Source organism: Chitinophaga sp. SVR4-12A, from assembly GCF_056754765.1.
The window spans coordinates 5,875,015-5,896,372 of the sequence record NZ_JBPGWP010000001.1 but is presented as its reverse complement, the minus strand read 5'-3'; the positions used below and the strand labels follow the sequence as shown (position 1 = coordinate 5,896,372).

Below are 21,358 nucleotides of genomic sequence, written 5' to 3'. Positions count from 1 at the left end.
GTAATTAAACATTCCTAAGGCCCTGTTAAATAGGGGTCAAATCCTGGCAAATTTTCATAGTTTTGCCTGATTGTTGCACTTAATTTATTTTTAATATTATCTGATGAAACGATCCGTAAAAATACTGTGGATAGTGATTTTGGGTGGATTGGGGTTCTTTTTGCTACTACTGTTACTCATTAACTTCCGGATCATTGGCAACCTGCCTTCCATGGAGGAGCTGGAAAACCCGAGAGCAGCCCTTGCCTCTGAAGTGATCGCAGAAGACGGTACCATACTGGGAAAATATTACTCAGTAGACCGTTCCAGCTCTGATTATAACGAGATCTCTAAAAATGTGATCAATGCCCTGATCGCTACGGAAGACGTGCGGTTCTATGAGCACTCCGGCATTGATGCCCGGGGTACTATTGCCATCCCCTTTTACCTGATGGTGGGCAAGAAGCGCGGATCCAGCACCATTACCCAGCAGCTGGCCCTGAACCTGCAGGCAGACAACACCGGCAGCCTGCGCGCCACCAACCCGGTGAAGCGTGCTTTCCAGAAGCTGCAGGAGTGGCTGATCGCCATCAAACTGGAGCGCAATTTCACCAAGCAGGAAATCATCACGCTGTACCTGAATACAGTAGCCTTTGGCGATAACGTGTATGGTATTGAGAACGGGGCCCGCACCTTCTTCAGCAAGGATGCCGGTCATCTTTCTATAGAAGAAGCCGCCACCCTGGTGGGCATGCTGAAAGGTAATACCGTGTTCAACCCGCGCCGTAACCCGGCCGCCTCCCTGGCCCGCCGTAACACGGTGATAGAGCAGATGGAAGAGAACGGGTACATTACCGCTGCCGAGGCGGCTGCCGCCAAGAGCAAGCCCATTGTACTGCGCTATAATAAAATAGACCATAATAAAGGCCCGGCCCCTTACTTCCGCGAAGTATTGCGCGACGAGCTGAAAGACTGGTGTAAAGAACATAAAAAGGCGGACGGGACTGAATACAACCTGTACCGCGATGGTCTGAAGATCTATACTACGATCAATCCCCGGATGCAGCTGTATGCCGAGGAAGCCGTGTCTAAACATCTGAAAGACCTGCAGAAGGTATTTTCCGCCCAGAATAACATCAAGACAGGCAGCGCCTGGAAACCCTGGCAGAAATACCTGGACCGTTACGTAAAAGAATCTGACCGCTATAAGAGCATGAAGGAAGATGACGCTTCGGATGCAGAGATCGACAAGGCATTCAGAACGCCTACCAGGATGAAGGTATTTGCGTGGAGAAGCCTGATGGACGCCGAGCTGAATGAAATAGACACGGTAATGACGCCGCTGGACTCTATCAGGTACATGCGCGCCATCTTACAGGCCGGCTTTATGGCCATGGACCCTGAGAGCGGTGAAGTAAAAGCCTGGGTGGGTGGTCCGGATTTCCGTTATTTCAAGAACGACCACGTGGCCAAAACACGCAGGCAGGTAGGCTCTACCTTTAAACCCTTCCTGTATTGCTTTGCGATCATGAATGGTATGTCGCCCAATACTATGTTGCCCAATGAGCCGATCACCATTGGCGACTGGACCCTGACCCGTAACTCAGAGGGCAGTGTAGGCGGCAGCATTACGATGGCAGGCGCGCTGGCCCGCTCACTGAACCTGGTATCTGCTTACCTGATCAAACAGCTGGGCGCAAAAGCATTTGCCGATTTCGCCAAGAACAAGATCGGCTTCAGCAGTGATATTCCGCCATACCCGTCTATTGCGCTGGGTACGCCTGAAATATCCCTGTATGAAATGCTGCAGGCCTATACCATGTTCCCGGGCAGAGGTTTTATCTCCAAACCTATTTACATTACCCGTATAGAAGACCGTAACGGCAACATACTGCAAACATTTGCGCCTGAGAAACGGGAAGTGATCAGCGAAAGCGAAGCTTATACCATGGTGAAGATGATGGAAGGCGTGGTTGGCCCCGGCGGTACCGGTGCGCGTATGCGTTTCCGTTATAAGATAGAAGGTGAGCTGGCGGGTAAGACCGGCACCACCAATGATAACACCGATGGCTGGTTCCTGGGCTATACTCCCCAGCTGCTGGCGGGCGCCTGGGTAGGTTGCGAAAACAACTTCCTGCGCTTTAACACCACTGCCGCTGGTCAGGGCGCCAACACCGGCCTGCCGATATGGGCGTATTTCATGCAGAAAGTATATGCAGATAAAACATTGAAGATAGACGACAAGGCACAATTCCCAATTCCGGCCACCCTGCATAACGACATTTACCTGAATTACGATTCCAACGTACAACCGGGCGCTGAAGCGGAAGATGTAGGATCAGGCAGCGCCAGCGACTACATTGACGTAACACAGTATGGCGAAGAAGCTGCACCGGAACCTAAGAAAGAAGAGAACAAAGAGAAAGAGAATGAGCGGAAAGATCCGAAGCAAGAGCAGCCTGCACCGAAAGCTACTTATACGGCGCCGCCTAAAAGAGACAATTAAAAAGTAAAAGAAAAAATAAAAAAGAAAAAGGACGCGATTGATCTTCGCGTCCTTTTTTATTTCTTCCTTTTTACTTTTTACTTTTTCTTTCCGGGGCGTTGCTGCATTTCCTGCTGGCGTTTCTGCATGTCCTCCAGGCGCTCCTGCCATTTGGATTTTGACACCGGCTTCTTCTTGTTCTCCTGGATCTGTGCGTGGATCTTATCGTGGTTGATCACAAATGTTTGTAATACCCACTGTAAGCCGATGCTGATCAGGTTTGACAGGAAGTAGTAGAAGGTCAGGGCTGCTGCCGTACGGTTAAAGATGCCCAACAGCATGATCGGGAAGATGTAGGGCATATATTTCATTACCGGGTTGCTCTGATCGGCCATACCACGGTTGTAGAAGGCCAGCACCAGGCTGGTAGCCGTCATCAGCAGGGTGAAAAGGCTGATGTGATTACCATAGAACGGGATGGTGAAGGGCAGGTTCAGGATAGAATCGTAGGTAGACAGGTCTTTTGCCCACAGGAAGCTTTCCTGCCTCAGTTCGATAGAGGATGGGAAGAAGCTATACATCGCTACCAGGATGGGCAGCTGCAGCAAGGCGGGCAAACATCCACCCAGGGGGTTTACGCCTGCGCTCTTGAAAAGCTTCATCTGTTCCATACCGAAGGCCTGCTGATCATCGCCGTGTTTTTTCCGCAGCTCATCCAGCTCAGGCTTCAGCACTTTCATCTTGGCCTGGGACACATAGCTCTGGTAGGTGAAAGGCGCGATGATCAGACGGATAAATACTGTAAGCAGTATGATGATGATACCGTAGTTGCCAATGAAGCCGCTCAGGAAGTTGAATACGGGGATGATGATCCACTTGTTCACATACTTTACGAATGCAAAGATGCCCGAGCCGAGGGGAATGATATTTTCCAGCCCGATGTCAAAGGATTTCAGCGTTTTATAGTGGTTAGGACCATAGTAGATCTCTACCGGGAAGCTGAAATCATGTGTACGGGTATACGGAATTTCGAGGGTGGCAAAGCTTTGCCCTACGATATTACCGCTTTGCGGTACTTTGGTATTCACCTCTACGCCAGCGAAAGCTGCCTTCCGGGCGATGAGGGAAGTATTAAAGAACTGTTGTTTTACGCTCACCCATTGCTGCTGGCCTTCCAGCTTTTCGTGGCTGGTGCGCTGCAGGGTAAAGTAATCGTGTTTACCGTCTACATATTTATAATGTACCTGGTTGTTCAGCCGTTCGTTGTCCATATCCAGCTCCTGTTTGTGCAGTTCCCAGTTCCATTGCAGGGAGAGGGTTTTCTGCGAAGCAGGCAGCACATTTTCCAGTCCTACGCCGTGGATGGTATAGTCTACCGTATAATTGCCCGGCTTCAGGGTGTAGATCAGCTCCAGGTATTCTGCCGGTGTAACGGCTACGCGGTAAGTCAGTGTCTGGCTACCGTCTGCCTGTTTCTGTACGGGTGAAGCGGCAAAAAACAGGTCGGCTGTATTTAATGTATGATTATTTACCGGTAGCTGGAGGGAAAGACGGTTAAAGGAGCCTTTCATCAGTATCAGCGGATCACCCTCGGAGGTTTTGAAGTCTTTCAGCTGTACGGTTTCGGGCTGTCCGCCTTTATTGGTAAAGGTGATCTTCACCAGTTCGTTCTCCAGGGTGACATTCTGTTCGTTACCGGTGGCTGCATTGGCAAAAGCGCCATATTCGCCTGCCAGTTGAGCGGAATCGGGTGTAGCAACCGTTCCCGCGGTATCGGTAAGTATTTTCGGCTTGTTAAGGTTAGCTATGGAATCCTGCCGGGCTTTTTCTCTCAGGGATTTCACCTGCTGTTTCTGATTGAAGATAATATACCCCACCAGCAAAACGCCTAACAGGATAAAACCAATGACCGAATTTCTGTCCATGAAATGAATTAAAATTTAGGCAGCAAAGGTAGTGAAAAGAAATTAGCTATTAGCCTTTAGCTGTTAGCCTTTAGTTAATAAACCGGCGGCTAATCGGGCTAAAAGCTAATAGCTAAAGGCTAATAGCTCATATCTTATCAATCGTGATGCACGATCTTCTTTTCTTCGGCTTTTATCTTCCCGTTCTTGCTCTCTGCATACTGCTTGGCGGCAGCTATGAAGTGTACGAACAGGGGCGCAGGCCTTTCCACGGTGCTTTTCAGCTCAGGGTGGAACTGGCAGCCCACAAAGAACGGATGATCAGGCAGTTCTATCATTTCCACCAGGGTGCTTTCGGGGTTGCGGCCGGATAATACCAGGCCTGCGTTCGCGAAATCATTCTGGAACTGGCTGTTAAACTCGTAGCGGTGGCGGTGCCTTTCGCTGATGAGGGTGGAACCATATATTTCAGCGGCCCTGGAACCGGGTTGCAGCTCGCAGGTGTAAGCGCCCAGGCGCATGGTGCCGCCTTTGGCGGTGATTTTCTTCTGTTCTTCCATGAGACCGATCACCGGGTGAGCGGTTTCCGGGTTCATTTCGGTAGAATGGGCGTCGTTCCAGTTCATTACGTGGCGGGCGTATTCTACCACGGCCATCTGCATACCGAGGCAGATGCCAAAGAAAGGCAGGTTGTTCTCACGGGCAAACTGGATAGCGGTGATCTTACCTTCTGATACCACGGTGGCCGAAACCTGGAGCTACCAGGAGGCCGTCCAGGTTTTTCAGCTTTTCTGCCACATTCTCAGGAGTAATATGTTCAGAATGAAGGTTTTGTACTACCACCTTGCACTCGTTCACGGCGCCGGCGTGTATAAATGATTCCAGGATGGACTTGTAAGCATCCTGTAGTTCTACGTATTTACCGATCAGGCCGATGGTCACCTTTGACTTGGGATATTTCAGCTTATCGAGGAACTCGCGCCATTTGATCAGCTCTGGTTCCTTCTCGATTGGAAGGTTGAGCTTACGGAGGCAGATCACATCCAGTTTCTCGCGCATCATTTCCAGGGGCACTTCGTAGATGGTGCTTACGTCGTTCGCTTCAATAACGGCGTCTACCTGTACATTACAGAAGAGGGCGATCTTTTTCTTCAGGTCGCGGTACATGGGCTCTTCGGTACGGCAAACGATAATATCAGGGTGTACACCGTTTTCGCTCAGGAGCCTTACGGAGTGCTGTGTTGGTTTGGTTTTCAGCTCCTTGGCAGCGCGCAGGTAAGGTATCAGGGTGAGGTGCACCACCAGGCAGTCCTCTTCTCCCAGTTCCCATTGCAGCTGACGAACTGCCTCTATATAAGGAAGGGACTCGATATCGCCTACGGTTCCACCCAGCTCGGTGATCACAATATCATACTTACCATCTTTTCCCAGGAGCAAGATGCGGCGTTTGATCTCGTCGGTGATGTGGGGGATTACCTGAACGGTCTTGCCCAGGTAGGCTCCTTCCCTTTCCTTGTTGATAACTGTCTGATAGATACGGCCGGTGGTCACGTTGTTGGCCTGAGAGGTGGGCGTATTGAGGAAGCGCTCATAGTGACCAAGGTCCAGATCGGTTTCTGCGCCATCTTCGGTTACGTAACATTCCCCGTGCTCATAAGGGTTTAATGTTCCCGGATCCACGTTAATGTATGGATCAAATTTCTGAATAGTCACTCTTAAGCCACGCGCCTGCAATAGTTTAGCCAGCGAGGCGGCTATAATTCCTTTACCCAATGAGGAAGTAACACCTCCCGTAACGAAGATATATTTTGCCATAAAAACTAAGTTCTGAAACGATACATGACCTAAAAGGGAAGCGCCGGATGTTTGGTGTAACCTGTTCCTGTCATCATGTAGAATTACTTCCGAAGGTCAGGCAAAGTTAACACAAAATTTTTACGAACCTTCAAACCGGGTTTTATTCCCCTGATTAATTATCCAGATGATGTGAATTACCCCCTGGAATTTCGGTATCTTTGCGCCCGAAAAATAGTTGTCAGTTGTAAGTTATCAGTTGTCAGTGATTAATGCGATTTAATGACAAACGACTGACAACCAGCGACTGACAACTGAAAACTGACAACTTCATATGACACTGACGCCCAAACATGCACAAGACTCGGTAATCCGGATGACGGAGCTGGTACTGCCCAATGATACCAATACTTTTGGCAACTTAATGGGGGGCCGGCTGATGTACTGGATGGACATTGCCGCAGCGCTTGCGTGCATGAAACATTGCAGTGCGCCGGTGGTAACAGCCTCTGTAGATAATATTTCTTTTGAGACCCCGATCAAACTGGGCAATGTGGTGCATATTGAAGCCAGGGTGAGCCGTGCCTTTACCACCTCTATGGAGGTACATATGCGGGTGTGGGGGGAAGACCCGGTACAGCAGTACCGTTATAAATCGAACGAAGCCTTTATGACCTTTGTGGCCCTGGACCCGAATGGTAATTCACGCCCTGTACCGGCTATTATCCCGGACACGGAAGAAGAAAAAAAATTATATGACGGCGCCTTGAGAAGGAGGCAGTTACGCCTGATCCTGAGTGGTAAGATGAAACCCGAGGACGCCGGAGAGTTAAAAGCGCTGTTTTTTGAAACAGCCGGAAAATAACCCATGCACTTATTACTAAGCTTGAAAAGACCCGGATCTTACGCCTTTCCATCCCATTCTGCATAGAACTGGCGGAGGAATTGCTCCATGAACTGATGGCGTTCTTCTGCCATGGCCTTCCCGGTGGGGGTGTTCATGCGGTCTTTGAGCAGCAGCAGCTTTTCATAAAAGTGATTGATAGTAGGGCCCAGGCTATGCTTGTACTGCTCTTTGGTCATCTGCAGGTTGGGCTGGATGGTGGGGTCGTACAGGGGGCGGTTCTTGAAGCCGCCGTAGTTGAAAGTACGGGCAATGCCGATGGCGCCGAGCGCATCCAGGCGGTCAGCATCCTGGACAACAGCCAGTTCAGGCGAGAAAAATTCCTGCCGGTGGTTACCTCCTTTAAAGGAAATGTGCTGAATGATATTTACAACGTGCCGGGTTACAGGGTCCGGGGTATCCATGCTTTGCAGAAAACTACGCGCCTTTTCCGGGCCGATGCTTTCGTCCCCGTTATGAAACTTGGAGTCAGCAATATCATGTAACAGGGCTCCCAGTTCTACTACCAGCAGATCCACCTGTTCTTTTGCAGCGATGTGCTTGGCCAGCTGCCATACGCGGTGAATATGCCACCAATCGTGCCCACCTTCAGCGTGAATTAACTCCTGTTTGACATAGGTAACAGTCCTTTCGATATAATTTGCAGTTAACGTAGAGTCGTCCATAAGTCAGTACAAAGATACGATAAAACACCTTTACCGGCGCCCCTTTCAGGCCCGGTAGAAGGTAAACTATAGGGAAGCGGGAATCCTTGGTTGATAAAGGTAAGGGATGTGTAAGTGCATCCTTTTCTGTTAGTTGGCGCGGCATAAAGCGGAGGTAAATATCAAGGCAAGTTTCTTTCATGGCCTTAGCTGCCCGGATATTCAATGCTCCCCCGCCTATGACCGCTAGTTCTTTTTTATCTCTCTGAAAGTTAAGATCTTTAAAAAAGGTGGAGCAGAACCAGTAACCGTTTGCCTGGTTAACTTTTGTTTAGTGGTTCTGCTCCTCAGGTTGGTTTTGTGATCTTTCGGTATTCATTTGTGTTGTAACCCCCGGTTGCCCGGTTTTTCAATAAAGAAAATTGATAATTGGTTGGTTAGGCATTATTCATTTTAAACCTTGTTAGTTTATTATCTCCCTTCCCTCGTTTCTATGATAAATTTACAACACAAACTTAATATTTTAACGTATGAGGCTATATTTGTTTATATATTTTTATTTACAATATATTCGTAGCCAGTGATAAAAGACACACAAGTAGCTATACCTAAGCATTTTATGGTAAAAATGCCTTTAAATGAAAAACCCGGATTGCTCCGGATTTAAACACATTGAATTATTTATAATGTAATGTTTCGGATAAGAAAGGGTCAGTGTTTGTTCTTTTCCTGTACCAATACCTCCGTGATCTCGTTCAGTTGCTTCACTTTTTCGGAGAAATCGCCCTTCAGCTTATCGCGGATGATCTGTAGTTTATTCAGCACTTCGTCGAGGGTATCAGGAATAGCTTCCTGCAATACCTGTTTCAGGCGCTTGGCAATGGTGGGTGATTTACCATTGGTAGAAATGGCGATCTTCAGGTTTCCTTTCTGTACGATAGAGCCCAGGTAGAAATCGCAGAGCTCGGGGGTATCTGCCACATTGATCAGCACTTTGCTGCATTTGGCCTTTTCCCAGACGGACCTGTTGAGATCGGGGAGATTGGTGGCGGCGATGACCAGGTCTTTTCCCAGGAGGTCGCCACAGGAAAATTCCTTCTCTATGAGGGTAATTGTGTGATACTGAGCGGCCAGGGCTTCCAGCTCCGGTAAGAACCAGGTGGCCACTACCGTGATATTGGCGTCGGGGCAGTTCTGCAGCATGGCGTTCACTTTTTCGTGACCCACATTGCCGCCGCCTACTACCAATACGTGCAAACGGTTCAGTTTGAAGAATACGGGGAATAAATGATTTTCTTCCATTATACCGCTAATTTAAGCTCGTCGGCCAGCTTTGCCTGCATGGCCCTGAACGCCTCATGGAAGCGTACAACCTCTCCCACTACGATAATGGCAGGGTTCTTCAGCTCTTCCCTTTCAGCGATCTGCACCAGTTCTCCGGCGGTGCCGATGCCTACCTTTTGCGTGGGCAGGCTACCGTTCTGGATAATGGCAGCAGGTATGTTGCCCTTATCCCTGGCGGTGTAGATCCCGGCTATTTCAGCCAGCTTGCTCATTCCCATGAGGATCACTACCGTGGTGTTGGCCTGGATGGCAAACTCCAGGTCGCGGGACAGGGCGCCGGTTTGTGTATGGCCGGTTATTACCCAGAAGCCTTCGCTGACATTGCGTGCGGTAACCGGGATATTATTGATACCCGGTACCGCCACGGCGCTGGATATGCCCGGCACCACTTCGGTGGCTATCCCGAACTGTTGAGCAAAGGTAATCTCTTCCTGGCCGCGGCCAAAAACAAAAGAGTCTCCTCCCTTCAGCCTTACCACGCTGCCGTAGGTAAGGGCGTATTTCACGATCATGCGGTTGATCTCGTCCTGGCTATAGATATGCATGCCGCAGCGTTTGCCCACAAAGCGTTTCAGGCAGTCTGCGGGGGCGTGATCCAGCAGTTCGTTATTGGCAAGGGCATCGTACAATATGACCCTGGCCTGCTGGATCGCTTTCAGGCCCTTCACTGTGATCAGGTCCGGGTCTCCGGGGCCTGCACCAACCAGGGTTAATTTCGGGACTATGTTCTGCATAATTCAATTTTTAAAGTGACGATCACCCATTTACCTGTGCTGCGGCAGCTATTGACTGCCTGTATTCCTGTGCCTGTTTATAAAACTCTTCTGCCTGCTGGTAATATTGTTTAGCGAAGCTTTCTGTAGGCTCATGCTCGTTGATCTGCAGTACCAGGGGTTTAAAACCGCCTGCTACTACCAGTTTCCCGGTGGCTACAAAATGCTTGTCGAAATCATTAATAATGCCATGCTGGGTATTGCAGCTGATGCCTTCGCTGAGCAGCAGCGCTTTGGCGCCCTGTACAAAGGAAGAGTATACATGATAGATACCATCTGCGTATTGGTTATTAGCGAGTGCTTCCAGCGCCCAGGCCAGTTTTTCCTCTGCTTCAAAGAGCAGGGTGGCTATCAGGTCTATCACCACGCCAGCGCATTCGCCTACGCCGATGGCAGTCGCATAATTTTCTTCCTTGCCCCAGTCTATGAAATCCTCATCGCGCAGGGTGGCGAGATCTGTCAGCGGTTTCAGGAGGTCGTAGAAATAACGCTCGCCCTGACGGTCATAATAATCGTTGAACAGTTCGTTCTCCTGTCCGTTGGCTTCGTAATCGTGCAGCAGGGCGCGCAGTACATCGGGACCACGTTTGCTGGGCACTTTGATCACTTTGTCGGCTACACGGCCTACGCCGTTACCTACGATACCCCCACCCAGCAGTACCTGCAGGGCAGGCAATGTTTTGCCAGCGCTCTTCATGGAGCTGCCATGGAAGCCGATGGAGGCGATACCATGCTGACCGCACGAGTTCATACAGCCGCTGATCTTTATCTTAATGTCTTTATTATATACCAGGTCGGGGAACTCGTCTGCGATCACTTCTTCCAGTCTGGCTGCGATACCGGTGCTGCTGCTGATGCCCAGGTTACAGGTATCTGTACCAGGGCAGGCCGTAATATCGGCGATGCTGTCAAAACCAGGTTCTGCGAAGCCTGCCGTTTCCAACACGCTGTATACATAGGGCAGGTGCGCCGGCTGAATATATTTCAGCAGCAGGCCCTGGTTAGCGGTTACGCGTACATCGTTGGCTATTACCGGTTTCAGCGCTGCGATCAGCTGACGGGAGATCACGCTGCTGATATCGCCCAGGGGCACACGTATGTAAGCTGCATAGTATTCCTGCTGTTTCTGACGGAATACGTTGGTGGTTTTCCAGGCTTCATACTTTTTCGCATCCCTGATGGTAAAAGCAGGCAGCGTGGGATTTGCATCGGGCAGCTCCGTTGGCTGAACGGTGGTATCTACTACGAAGGTCTTTGACTTCAGTGCTTTGTGCTCTTCTTTCACCAGTCTTTCAAACTCTTCGAAGCCTATCTTCTGGATCAGGAATTTCAGGCGCGCTTTATGACGGCTGGCTCTTTCGCCGTAGCGGTCAAATACGCGGAGCACGTTCTCTATATAAGGAATCAGCTGGTCTTCTTCCAGGAACTCAAAAGCGGTGTGGGCCAGGTAAGGCTGCGCACCGAGGCCGCCGCCTACCATCACCTTAAAGCCTCTTACCTCTTTACCATCCACCTGGCGAACTTTAGGAATTACGCCAACATCGTGCATGAATGCCCATGCGGTGTCTTTATCACTGGAAGAGAAAGCGATCTTGAATTTGCGGCCCATATCCTGGCAGATAGGGTTACGCAGGAAATAGCGGAAAGCAGCATCAGCATAAGGAACTACATCAAATGGCTCATCCGGATCGATGCCAGCCTTATCAGAAGCAGTGATATTGCGCACGGTATTACCGCAGGCTTCCCGAATGGTGATATCATCCATATCCAGCTTGGTCCACATTTCAGGCGTTCTTTCCAGGCTCACGTAGTGGATCTGGATATCCTGGCGGGTGGTGAGGTGCAGGTTGCCGGTAGCATATTCGTCAGACACTTCGGTGATGCGATGCCATTGCTGCAGGGTCATCTTACCGTAGGGCAGCTTAATGCGGACCATCTGTACGCCGGGTTGACGCTGTCCGTAGATACCCCTGGCCAGGCGCAGGCTACGGAACTTTTCATCAGGGATCTGGCCCTCACGGAACAAACGGATCTTTTTTTCCAGTTCGATGATATCTCTTTCTACAACGGGATTTTCCAGTTCTGTTCTGAAGCTTTGCATGCTAATTTATTTACGTGGTGGTAAATTTTGTTAAAAATTAAAAGCCCTCCTGCAATGGAGGGCTTGTATATATAATTGAAATTCAATTACGTTGGTCGTACGTGATATACAGCTCGCCTCCTTACCATCCTATATTCCTATAGTATTAGTGGACTATTACAAAGATAGAGTGTGGAGGTAGGATTTCAAAACTTTTTTGGGGTAAAAAGAGGGTATGATAGATAACTATTAATTATGAGTGATAACTGGTGGTTATGGGGAGGGGCGGAGTCCGTAAGGCGTTAGTCGTAAGTCGTTAGTCGTTAGTCGTAAGTCGTAAGTCGTTAGTGGTTAGTCGTCAGCACATCAGTTCGCTTCAATTACTAACGACTAATGACTTACGACTGACAACTTACGACTGACAACTGTCGACTTACGACTTACGACTAATTATGCTATTTGCTTCAGCTCCAGCTTAGCCATTTCCCAACCGATGATGGCTTTTTTGCGGATGGCGCCCCAATGGTACTCACCGGGGATGCCTTCCTGGCGGATCACGCGGTGGCAGGGTATCAGCCAGGCAACGGGGTTGTGGCCGATGGCGGTGCCCACGGCACGGGAAGCGTTGGGATGGCCGATGCTGCGGGCGATCTGGCGGTAGGTAGAAACGGCTCCGGGCGGGATCTGCAGGAGGGCCTGCCATACTTTTACCTGGAAATTAGTGCCTTGTACCAGGAGGTGCAGTTTGCCAGCGGGTAAATTGCCTTCCGGGAAGATCTGCTGGATATAAGGCGCGGTGGCCTCCTGTCCGGGTACGATGGTGGCAAAGGCCCAGCGCTGCTTAAAGTCTTCCAGGGCGGCTTGCTCCTGGCCTTCTTCCACAAAGCTCAGACCGCAGACACCGCGGGAAGTTACTGCGATGAAGCATTTGCCGAAAGGTGTATCATGGTAGCCGTACTGGATGGTCAATCCGGCGCCAGCGTTGCGGAACTCATTGGGTGTGACCGCCTCTATGTTCACAAAAAGATCGTATACACGGGACTGGCTGGAGAGACCAGCCATTTCTGCGGCTTCTATCAGGTTAGAGCTTTCTGCCAGCCTGCCTTTCAGGTAGGAAGTGGTCAGGTATTGCAGGAATTTCTTCGGGCTTACACCTGCCCAGGCCGTAAACAGGCGCTGGAAATGGAAAGGGCTCAGGTGCACTTGCGCCGCCACTTCATCCAGGTCTGGCTGTTCCAAGAAATGCTCAGACAGGTATTCGATAGCCTTGGCTATCCGTTCGTAGTTCAGTTTTTCCTGTGTTTCCATTGTATTGCCATTGTAATATCGCAAAAGTAGGCCAGATTGGAAGGGGGATCAACCTGCTTCTTGCGAAAAGTCGTAAGTCGTTAGTCATTAGTCGCAAGTCGTTAGGATCAACGGGGAGACCAGACATTACTTACGACTAACGACTGACGACTTTTTAGCGTAACTTTGCGGCGCAAACAGACAAAACTTATGATGAACACGGTGATTTTTGATATGGATGGCTTATTGATTGATTCCGAACCTCTTTGGGGAATAGCCATGCGGGAAGTATTTGCTACGGTTGGCGTGGAGCTCAGTTCAGAGCTCAGCTCACTCACCACGGGCCTGCGCACAGTAGAAGTAGTGGATTACTGGCATAACTATTTCAAATGGACGGGAAAAAGCAAAGAGCAGGTGGCCACAGAGATCATTGATGCTGTTACTGCGAAGATACTGGCCCAGGGTACTGCGATGGACGGTTTGCATTATATACTGGAATACTTCCGTGGCAAAGACTGGAAGATTGGACTTGCCTCCTCCTCTCCTATGCGTTTGATCAAGTCTGCGCTGGATCATTTAGATATCACACCTTATTTTCACGCTGTTTCTTCCGCTGAATTTGAATCACACGGGAAACCTCACCCGGCCGTTTACCTGGCCTGCGCCAAAGCGCTGAACAGCGATCCGCTGCATTGCCTGGCCTTTGAAGATTCTGTTACCGGTATGATCGCCGCCAAGGCTGCCCGCATGAAAGTGGTAGTAGTACCGGAAGCGCATAAACGTGGTGATAAACGTTACGCGCTTGCCGATATCAAACTTGATTCGCTGAGGGAGTTCAATGACGAGCAGCTGAAACTGCTGATATAAACGCTAACATACCTTTACCACGGGCATGCCCAGTAAGGCTCCCAGCTTTTCTATCTTTCCGGCGATATGCCCTACGCCTATTGCACAGTGATGGGCAGGACCTTCCTTGCACCAGTTGTTCACGAAAGATTTTATATCGAGTGGGAAGCGGTACCTGCTGTTGGTATTGCCGATCTGCAGGATAGGACCTTCTACTGAAGCGCCTTCTGCAACCAGGAGCTTCAGGCGGCCATCACCTGTTTCTACTACCGATAACAAAGTAACCGGTCCGTATTTCACTTTCATTTCTACAGATAAACCTTTGCCTGGTTTACCATGATAAATGCCCAGGGGCTTCAATAATGTTTTCCCTTCTGCAATGGCAATATGGCCGGGGCCATCGTGGCCCATCAAGACGATATCATCATTAAAATCCAGTCCATAGAATTCTGTGAAAGAGCCACCTGCACCAAAGAGATCCATGATCTTCATGGCCTGGGCGTTCTTCACTTCATACTCGCCGGCTACCGGCACATGGCGCGCTGTTAACATGGAATTGCCGGTGATCACGGAAGAGATGAGATCTTCATACTCGCCGCCTGGCGTTCCTTCGTAATAATAACACAGTGATCCCAGGCGATGGTGAGCCACCAGCTTGTCCAGCGCTACGGCGGTTAACGCCGCCCGGTCTATTTCTTCCGGCGGGCATTCAGCCAATACTTCAAAAGACGCGAAAATATCCTGCTTTTTTTGGGCTGCCTCTTCCGGGCTTACCTGTTTCCTGAATGCTGCCAGCTCGCACATTTCCAGGTGTTGTATATGGCCGCCGAAGGTAGCCGCCTGCAATGTGAGATCTGAATAAATATCCAGCATACCGTTGTAGTAGTGCCCCAGCACACCGAGGCGGTTCTGCCGCATGCCTTCTGCCACGGCAGCTGCAGATACCCATTCGTTGATCTCATTCCAGGCCTCCATATCATCGAGTGTACCGGTAACCTGGTAGAATTGTATACCGCTGCGGTTAAACACATTCGCTATTTCAGGCACTGCACAGGCCTGGCAGTTCGCCAGCCATTCGCCGGTCATGAGGCCACGATCTCCCAGGCTGTTGAACCAGTTATAATCGATGGCTTTTACAGGTTGCAGATTGAGGATCACCACGGGTACTTTTGCTTTCTGCACCACCGGCAGCACGGTGGCCGACAAAGCATAGGTAGACACGTACAGGAAGATGAGCGATACATCTTCCCGCTTAAATGTATCGGCGGCGGCACGGGCTCTGTCTACCGTATCCACCAGGCCAAGGTTCAGCACCCGGATGCCCGGTTGCTCCAGTTGCTTAGCAATTGTTTGTTGATACCCTTCCAGCCGTTCTTTCAAGCCTTTGAATTGATGCCAGTATGTTTCCAGCCCAATTCCGAATAAACCGATTTGCATGTACTTACTTGTTATAATTCATAATACTGAAGTCGGACATGAGCCCATAATCATAGCAATCATAGGCGCTGCCTGCGGGATAGCTTTTCACGTTCCGCCAATGCCAGGGAGATACCAACCCGGGGACAGGCGAATTGTGATGCGGTCCCAGCGTGTTCTTCAGGCTGCCTGTTACTACTACTTCTACGGTATTGTCGCCAGGCTTTACCTGCTCAGAAATATCTAATGTATAGGGTGGAACGTCAATAATGCCTGCGTTCTTTCCATTTACTTTTACAGCGGCCACGGTACCTTTCCAGCTATCCAACTTAACACAGTAACCCTTATTATTGTTGCCGCTGAATGTTTTACGGTAAGCTATCTCATGCCCGTATAATGGCAAGCCCTGCTCCTTCCAGCTGCCCAGTTGCAGGGGCACCGGAGCTTGCAGGCTCCAGCCTTTGGCTTCGGAGCGCAGGCTGAAGTCGCCTAAGATGTATACCGGTTCTATTTCTGCAAAGATGCTCATCGGGGCTGCTGTGATCTCGATGGTGTTTTGGCCTGGTTTAACAGCGGTAGCAATGTCGTAAACGGCGAATGTTTTATCGAGCCACCACTGGCCTTGTTTGGGCGTAAGCGGCTGTCCGTTCAATTTCACTTTCCAGGTATCGGGCCGCTCTACTACTGCCTGCAGCTGTTGCGGGCTTACATGTTGTCCAAGTGTGAAATAATAACGTGCGGTTATACGACTGTTTGCGTTGAAGGTATCGCGGTCTATGATGTTACGTTTATACTGCACGGAAGTGTTCCAGGGATTGCCGTTGGTGAAGCCGAAATATTTAAAGGCTTTGTCTGCTGCATTGTACACATGTTCATCATGATACACCTCCTTACCTAACTGCACATCGCAGAAATCAATGGTGAGCACATTGGGTTCCAGGCGTTGCAAAGTGGTGGTAGAAGCGCTCACCGGCGTAGCGGCAGGCATTGGTTTATACAGATTACCTGTATGTACGCTGCGATCTGATACGAAGAACAGCATACTGCCTGCGGGAGGAAGATCATAATGCAGGGAGAGCGTATCGCCATTGGCGGCTGCGGGGTAATCCCGCACCTTGCCAGTGGAGAGATCCATGAGGAGCGCTTCTTTCCCTTTCAGCTTCACTGCTCCTGTGGCCTGCTCCGTCATACTGGCATTGCTGAGGAACAGGAGCTGGCCGTCAGCTAATACTCGGCGATGATGATATAGTTTAGCTTTGGCGGTATCCAGCTGTGAGAAAGATACAGCAGGCGGGGGCAGTGCAGGAATCGCCTGTTCTATGTTGACTGCCTGCAACTTTGCGCGCTGCAACCAGCTGGTCAATGCGGGGCTGGCGGCTCCGTCAACGAACTGCGGCGTTTCGAGCATCAGTACTTTACCACCGCTATCGGTATAGCTTTGCAGCAAAGCAAAGGTGACGCTGTCGAGATTTTCCATACCGGGCGGTATGATAACGGTAGCGTATGTACGCTGACCGATGATAAACTTAGCATTAGCAGTTTTGCCATGGTCTTTTATAATGTTTTCAGAACCGAGGTCGTACTCCACCTGGAGTCTTTCCAATTGTGTAACGAAGCTTTGGAACTGTTCTGCAATGTTTTGAAAGCGCGGGTTATTACCTGTGGGACTTACATACATCCAGGCGCTGGTGGTAGGCTCCAGGATGAGGATGTTGTTCTGCTGCTGTCCCCTGGAAAGGGCGAGCGACAAACGCGCGAAGTAACGGTTCAAAGGCCCGTAATGCGGCCACCATGGGTTGTGGTAAGAGAAAGATTGCGGATAGTCATATTTGCGTGCTCCTGCGATGGTCATGTCGGCCAGGTGCTGGTTCATGGTGTTCACACCCAGCACAAAGGACCAATCGCCCAGGCGTTTCATATCCATGAAGGTCAGCTCCCATCCGCCACCGCCGTAGATCTCGCAGAGCGTTCTTTTCTTACCCAGCTGGTTGGCTACACTGGCCAGCTCCTTTACCGCCCTGATGTTGCCGAACTGCGCGTTGGGGCTCTTTTCGTCGAACTGGTTAAAGAGCAGGTCAATGCCAGGGCGTTGGTGCCAGGCGTACATGGCCATATTATCGCCGCCGTGATTGGGGTTGGGCCAGGCATGTTCCCAATAATGACCTGTCCACTCCAGGCCTTTTTCTTCGGTATAATGGTTCCAGGGTTTAGACCATCCGTCAATGAACAGCTGGAGGAGGGTCTGGTAGTAATCATGCCGGATCTTTTTCCAATTGCCGCTTTCTTCAAATAAGGAAGGCAGCACTGTTTTGAGATCATAGCTATGGTCTTGCTGAAAACGGTCAAACAGCGCAGGGGTCCAGCGTACATTGCCTGGGCCTTGCGTTTCGATATTGGGCTCATCGGAGAACACGCCTTTGAGTGTTTTACCGAACTCGTTGCCTACTGCTTTTTCGTAGCCTTTCATGGTTACTTCGATGAACTTTTCTGTAACGCCTTTCACCATGAGGTCTACATAGGAGTAGCCGCCGTACCAGTCGGAGCGGCCATAATTTTCCTTGCTGAAAAGATAGTAATTGCCTGTTTTGTTTTTCTCTTCGCCGGTGCGGGCAGTGATGTCCTCAAACCCATTGCCGGTAGCTTTAAGGACGCAGTAGAACTGTGCAGCGGTATCAGGCAGGCTGTTTACTTTGGTAAGGTGCAGCATCTGTCCCTGGTTCCAGGATGACGGCATTTGTTCAGGCACATGGCCGCCTGCAAAACCGCTGGGATAGGAGTTCTCATCGTAGATCCATATCTGCAGTCCCAGCTGTTTGGCCTTTTGCAGGGCATACTGCCAGTTATCGAACCATTCATTGCCCAGGTATTCTGTTACCAATCCAGGCCGGGGATGTACGAAGACGCCGCCGAAACCTTTGTCCTTGAATTGCACAAGCATGGAATCAATGATGTTGTGCGTGACGGCGGTATTCCATACCCATAGCGGCGCGCTGCCATATTCAGCGTCTGGCTGTGCAAACTGTTGCTGCAGATAGGCCAGATCGTCTTTTTCTGATGTGCTGTTATCCTGCTTACATGCTGATATGCTGATGAGCGCCAACAGCAGGATGATAAACTGAATGTATATGAAATGCCTGGCGGACCTGAATTTTCTCATAACGGGAATTAATTTTTTAAACTATAGCTGTGTAGTAAAATGATGCTCGCCGGAGCCTACATTCATCACCTTGTTGCTGCCTGGCAGCACTACCCTGGCGCTTGTGTTGGCTGGCAGACTGAGATCGAGCGTGAACTGTTTACCGTTCTTACGCCAGTGTACCTGCACCTTGCCATGGAGGGTCTCAAAGCCAGCCTTCACCCAATCCATGCCCTCTACTGGCTGCGGCGCAATTTCGAGTGTAGAAAAGCCGATATCGCCAGCAGCCTGGCGGATACCTGCAAGGCCATTGTACAACCATTCCATCAGATGCCCGAGCATCATGTGGTTGTTGGATACGAAACGCAGGGCGGGCCAGGATTCTGTGAGCGCCGTGGCGCCGTGTTTCAGCTGGAAAGCATAACCTGGCACATCGTCGCGGTTGTTCATATCGTATAACAGCTGCGACTGTCCGCCATTGCTCAATACATTTACGAGATAATGATAGCCAATGTCACCGGCGGTGAGTTTATAGTTACCGCTGCGGATGGAGTCTGCGAGGTTACTGATCACCTTTGCACGGTATTTCTTGTCTACCAAACCGGTGTACACGGGCATGGCGTATGCTGTCTGGCTGCCGGTGGAATATAAGCCGGTGGCCGGGTTGAAGAATTTGTTATTAAAAGCCTGTTTGATGCTGTCGGCCAGCAGGGTATAGCGGCGTTCGTCGCCAGCCTTACCCAATACATGCGCTATTTTCGACATCACATCGGCGTCCTGAAAATATATAGCCGTAGCTGTTAGTGACAGCGGTGTAAGCTGTGCATAGCCGGGGCGGCCAGGGCCCATGTCGAACCAATCGCCCAGCCCATAATCCAGTATATGATCCGTTGAGCGCTGGCGAAGATAGACCAGGTAGCGCTGCATCATATCGTAGGCCCTGGTCAATACCTGTTTGTCGCCATACCACGTGTACAGGAACCAGGGGATCTGTATGCTGGCGCTGCCCCATTCAGGTGAATCACGGAAGCCGCCGTCGAACACCACGTATTCCGGGGCGATATCCGGCACCAGGCCATCAGGTGTTTGTGCAGCGATCATGTCGTCTACTGTTTTATTGTAGAGGTGCAGGATATCATAGTTGTATCCTACACAGGCACGGAGCAGGTAAGTTTGCTCCAGCCAGCCGAGCTTTTCACGGTGCGGGCAATCGGTAGATACGCTCGCCATATTACTGCGGATGGCCCAATCGATCAGTGTATGGATCCTGTTGAACAGGGTATCTGAACATTCGAAATAACCCACGGCAGGCGCGCTGTTACGGGTATGCAGGAAGGTAATGTCCTGCAGTTGTGCGGAGTCTCCTGGTTTGTAAGCATTCGTGGGCACTGCACCTTCTACCATCGCGTAGCGGAGACCATAGTAAGTAAAGCGGGGCGTCCATTCTTCCACGCCATCACCTTTAAGGGTATACGAAAGATAATAAGGCGAGCCACTTGCTTTCTGGTAAGGCTCTCCGTTATCGCCGAGCAATTCGGCGGGCGTGATGCGCACAGTGGCGCCTTTGGTACCTTTTACTTTCAGGCGAATGATGCCGGAAGCATTCTGCCCGAAGTCGACCACGTATTTACCCGTTTTGGAAGTGGCGGCTGTTTTAACAGCGAAGGAGTCCATCACCTGCAGCGGATAGGCCAGTTGTGCGCGCATTTCGCCACCGGGGCTTTTTACCGTCTGAGCCGGGCGCCAGGCTGCATCATTGAAGCCTGCGCTGCACCATCCGGGTTGTTCGAGATTCGCATCATAGTCTTCTCCGCCATAGATGCTGGTGAACACTACGGGTGAGGGAGCTGCTTTCCAGGAATTATCTGTAACGATCTCAGTAGAAGATCCATCTGCATAACGGATCAGCAGCTTGAGGCGCAGCATCGGGTAGCCTTGTGCGATCACCAGTTTACGATAGCGTTCCCGGTTGATGTTGAGGAAGCCATTACCAACGATGGCGCCGATAACATTTTCCTGCTGCCGCAGCTGGTTGGTTACATCAAACGTATTATAGAGACAGGTTTTGGAGTAGGTGGTCCAGCCCGGGGCCAGGAAATCGTTGCCTACGCGGCTGCCGTTCAGGTACAGTTCATATTGTCCGAGGCCGCTGACAAACACCAGGGCCTGCTGCACTTTTTTCTGCACAGCGAAGGACTTGCGCAGATAGGGCGCCACTGAACGCTTTACCGCTTTATTACCTAATTCTTTACCGTTGCCATGCACGCCGGGGTATACTTTCATACTATCCGGCAGGGATTCATAACCGATCCATTGAGCGGATGACCATTCCTGCTGATGCAGGATACCGGTGGTGAAACGATCGCTTACTGCAGGCACGTGGCCTTTGTTGCTTTCCACTTCTACTTTCCAGTAAACCGTACCAGCGCTCTTCAGGGGCTTTCCCATATAGGGAATGAAGGCGCTTTGGGCACCGGTGATCTTGCCGGAGTTCCACAGATCTGGTTGAGTGTTCAGCAGTTGCGGGGAGCTGGCCACCAGGATGCGGTAGCTGGTCTGTACCACGTCTTTGGCGGAGGAAGCCAGCTTCCAGCTAAAAACCGGCTGCGCTACATCTATACCTATGGGCGATTGTTTCGCTTCGCAGCGCAGGTCTTCCAGGGTGACAGACTGGGCGGCTGCCCTTTGCAAACATAACGATAGTAAAAGGGTACATAAGTGGAAATAGTGTTTCAGTGTCATGCTGTTGTTGCTTAAAATATGTTG

At 50.4% G+C, this 21,358-nt stretch carries 14 protein-coding genes; 3 read left to right on the top strand and 11 right to left on the bottom strand.

Features of this window, described 5'->3' with window-relative positions:
* Nucleotides 1–103 precede the first annotated feature (103 nt).
* Nucleotides 104–2,485, top strand: coding sequence for a transglycosylase domain-containing protein (locus tag ACR9Y8_RS23935; RefSeq protein ID WP_481215778.1), 2,382 nt, complete (start codon nucleotides 104–106; stop codon nucleotides 2,483–2,485).
* Between the two features lie 77 nt (nucleotides 2,486–2,562).
* Here the strand turns inward: ACR9Y8_RS23935 and yidC are convergent, their stop codons facing one another.
* The 3 genes from yidC to ACR9Y8_RS23920 form a co-directional block, all read right to left on the bottom strand.
* Nucleotides 2,563–4,389, bottom strand: a complete 1,827-nt coding sequence (gene yidC / locus ACR9Y8_RS23930; protein ID WP_481215777.1) for a membrane protein insertase YidC — start codon at nucleotides 4,387–4,389, stop codon at nucleotides 2,563–2,565.
* Nucleotides 4,390–4,526: 137 nt separating this feature from the next.
* Complete coding sequence (locus ACR9Y8_RS23925; RefSeq protein WP_481215776.1) at nucleotides 4,527–5,108, bottom strand: glutamine amidotransferase-related protein; 582 nt, start codon at nucleotides 5,106–5,108, stop codon at nucleotides 4,527–4,529.
* Nucleotides 5,092–6,183 (bottom strand): CTP synthase, encoded by a 1,092-nt coding sequence (locus tag ACR9Y8_RS23920; protein ID WP_481215775.1) that lies wholly within the window; start codon nucleotides 6,181–6,183, stop codon nucleotides 5,092–5,094. The genes ACR9Y8_RS23925 and ACR9Y8_RS23920 overlap by 17 nt, the downstream gene beginning before the upstream one ends.
* A gap of 313 nt (nucleotides 6,184–6,496) precedes the next feature.
* On the opposite strand from ACR9Y8_RS23920, the gene ACR9Y8_RS23915 reads away from it, so the two are divergent.
* A complete protein-coding gene (locus ACR9Y8_RS23915) occupies nucleotides 6,497–7,027 on the top strand; it encodes an acyl-CoA thioesterase (protein ID WP_481215774.1) in 531 nt (176 codons plus the stop codon).
* A gap of 38 nt (nucleotides 7,028–7,065) precedes the next feature.
* Here ACR9Y8_RS23915 and ACR9Y8_RS23910 read toward each other — a convergent pair whose 3' ends face one another.
* The 5 genes from ACR9Y8_RS23910 to ACR9Y8_RS23890 all read right to left on the bottom strand — a co-directional run bounded on the left by ACR9Y8_RS23910 (nucleotide 7,066) and on the right by ACR9Y8_RS23890 (nucleotide 13,215).
* On the bottom strand, nucleotides 7,066–7,731 hold the full coding sequence (locus ACR9Y8_RS23910; RefSeq protein WP_481215773.1) for an HD domain-containing protein: 666 nt from the start codon (nucleotides 7,729–7,731) through the stop codon (nucleotides 7,066–7,068).
* Between the two features lie 690 nt (nucleotides 7,732–8,421).
* Nucleotides 8,422–9,012, bottom strand: a complete 591-nt coding sequence (locus tag ACR9Y8_RS23905) for a precorrin-2 dehydrogenase/sirohydrochlorin ferrochelatase family protein (RefSeq protein WP_481215772.1) — start codon at nucleotides 9,010–9,012, stop codon at nucleotides 8,422–8,424.
* Nucleotides 9,012–9,788 carry a uroporphyrinogen-III C-methyltransferase gene (gene cobA / locus ACR9Y8_RS23900; RefSeq protein WP_481215771.1) on the bottom strand — a complete coding sequence of 259 codons (777 nt, stop codon included), beginning with the start codon at nucleotides 9,786–9,788 and terminating at the stop codon, nucleotides 9,012–9,014. Before cobA ends, ACR9Y8_RS23905 begins: the two co-directional genes overlap by 1 nt.
* Before the next feature lie 22 nt (nucleotides 9,789–9,810).
* Nucleotides 9,811–11,928, bottom strand: coding sequence for a nitrite reductase (locus tag ACR9Y8_RS23895; protein WP_481215770.1), 2,118 nt, complete (start codon nucleotides 11,926–11,928; stop codon nucleotides 9,811–9,813).
* A gap of 429 nt (nucleotides 11,929–12,357) precedes the next feature.
* A complete protein-coding gene (locus ACR9Y8_RS23890) occupies nucleotides 12,358–13,215 on the bottom strand; it encodes a methylated-DNA--[protein]-cysteine S-methyltransferase (RefSeq protein ID WP_481215769.1) in 858 nt (285 codons plus the stop codon).
* Between the two features lie 189 nt (nucleotides 13,216–13,404).
* Between ACR9Y8_RS23890 and hxpB the strand changes: the two genes are divergently transcribed.
* Nucleotides 13,405–14,061 carry a hexitol phosphatase HxpB gene (gene hxpB, locus ACR9Y8_RS23885; RefSeq protein WP_481215768.1) on the top strand — a complete coding sequence of 219 codons (657 nt, stop codon included), beginning with the start codon at nucleotides 13,405–13,407 and terminating at the stop codon, nucleotides 14,059–14,061.
* Between the two features lie 3 nt (nucleotides 14,062–14,064).
* Here hxpB and ACR9Y8_RS23880 read toward each other — a convergent pair whose 3' ends face one another.
* From ACR9Y8_RS23880 to ACR9Y8_RS23870, 3 genes are read right to left on the bottom strand one after another with little or no spacing between them, the layout of a single operon-like run.
* Nucleotides 14,065–15,477, bottom strand: a complete 1,413-nt coding sequence (locus ACR9Y8_RS23880) for an arabinose isomerase (RefSeq protein WP_481215767.1) — start codon at nucleotides 15,475–15,477, stop codon at nucleotides 14,065–14,067.
* Between the two features lie 4 nt (nucleotides 15,478–15,481).
* Complete coding sequence (locus ACR9Y8_RS23875; protein ID WP_481215766.1) at nucleotides 15,482–18,613, bottom strand: glycosyl hydrolase; 3,132 nt, start codon at nucleotides 18,611–18,613, stop codon at nucleotides 15,482–15,484.
* 21 nt (nucleotides 18,614–18,634) lie between these two features.
* A complete protein-coding gene (locus ACR9Y8_RS23870; protein WP_481215765.1) occupies nucleotides 18,635–21,334 on the bottom strand; it encodes a family 78 glycoside hydrolase catalytic domain in 2,700 nt (899 codons plus the stop codon).
* Nucleotides 21,335–21,358: the final 24 nt, after the last annotated feature.

Coding starts and splice junctions, on each gene's coding strand:
- ACR9Y8_RS23935 (WP_481215778.1), top strand. CDS start 104: ATGAAACGATCCGTAAAAATACTGTGGATAGTGATTTTGGGTGGATTG.
- yidC (WP_481215777.1), bottom strand. CDS start 4,389: ATGGACAGAAATTCGGTCATTGGTTTTATCCTGTTAGGCGTTTTGCTG.
- ACR9Y8_RS23920 (WP_481215775.1), bottom strand. CDS start 6,183: ATGGCAAAATATATCTTCGTTACGGGAGGTGTTACTTCCTCATTGGGT.
- ACR9Y8_RS23915 (WP_481215774.1), top strand. CDS start 6,497: ATGACACTGACGCCCAAACATGCACAAGACTCGGTAATCCGGATGACG.
- ACR9Y8_RS23910 (WP_481215773.1), bottom strand. CDS start 7,731: ATGGACGACTCTACGTTAACTGCAAATTATATCGAAAGGACTGTTACC.
- ACR9Y8_RS23905 (WP_481215772.1), bottom strand. CDS start 9,012: ATGGAAGAAAATCATTTATTCCCCGTATTCTTCAAACTGAACCGTTTG.
- cobA (WP_481215771.1), bottom strand. CDS start 9,788: ATGCAGAACATAGTCCCGAAATTAACCCTGGTTGGTGCAGGCCCCGGA.
- ACR9Y8_RS23895 (WP_481215770.1), bottom strand. CDS start 11,928: ATGCAAAGCTTCAGAACAGAACTGGAAAATCCCGTTGTAGAAAGAGAT.
- ACR9Y8_RS23890 (WP_481215769.1), bottom strand. CDS start 13,215: ATGGAAACACAGGAAAAACTGAACTACGAACGGATAGCCAAGGCTATC.
- hxpB (WP_481215768.1), top strand. CDS start 13,405: ATGATGAACACGGTGATTTTTGATATGGATGGCTTATTGATTGATTCC.
- ACR9Y8_RS23880 (WP_481215767.1), bottom strand. CDS start 15,477: ATGCAAATCGGTTTATTCGGAATTGGGCTGGAAACATACTGGCATCAA.
- ACR9Y8_RS23875 (WP_481215766.1), bottom strand. CDS start 18,613: ATGAGAAAATTCAGGTCCGCCAGGCATTTCATATACATTCAGTTTATC.
- ACR9Y8_RS23870 (WP_481215765.1), bottom strand. CDS start 21,334: ATGACACTGAAACACTATTTCCACTTATGTACCCTTTTACTATCGTTA.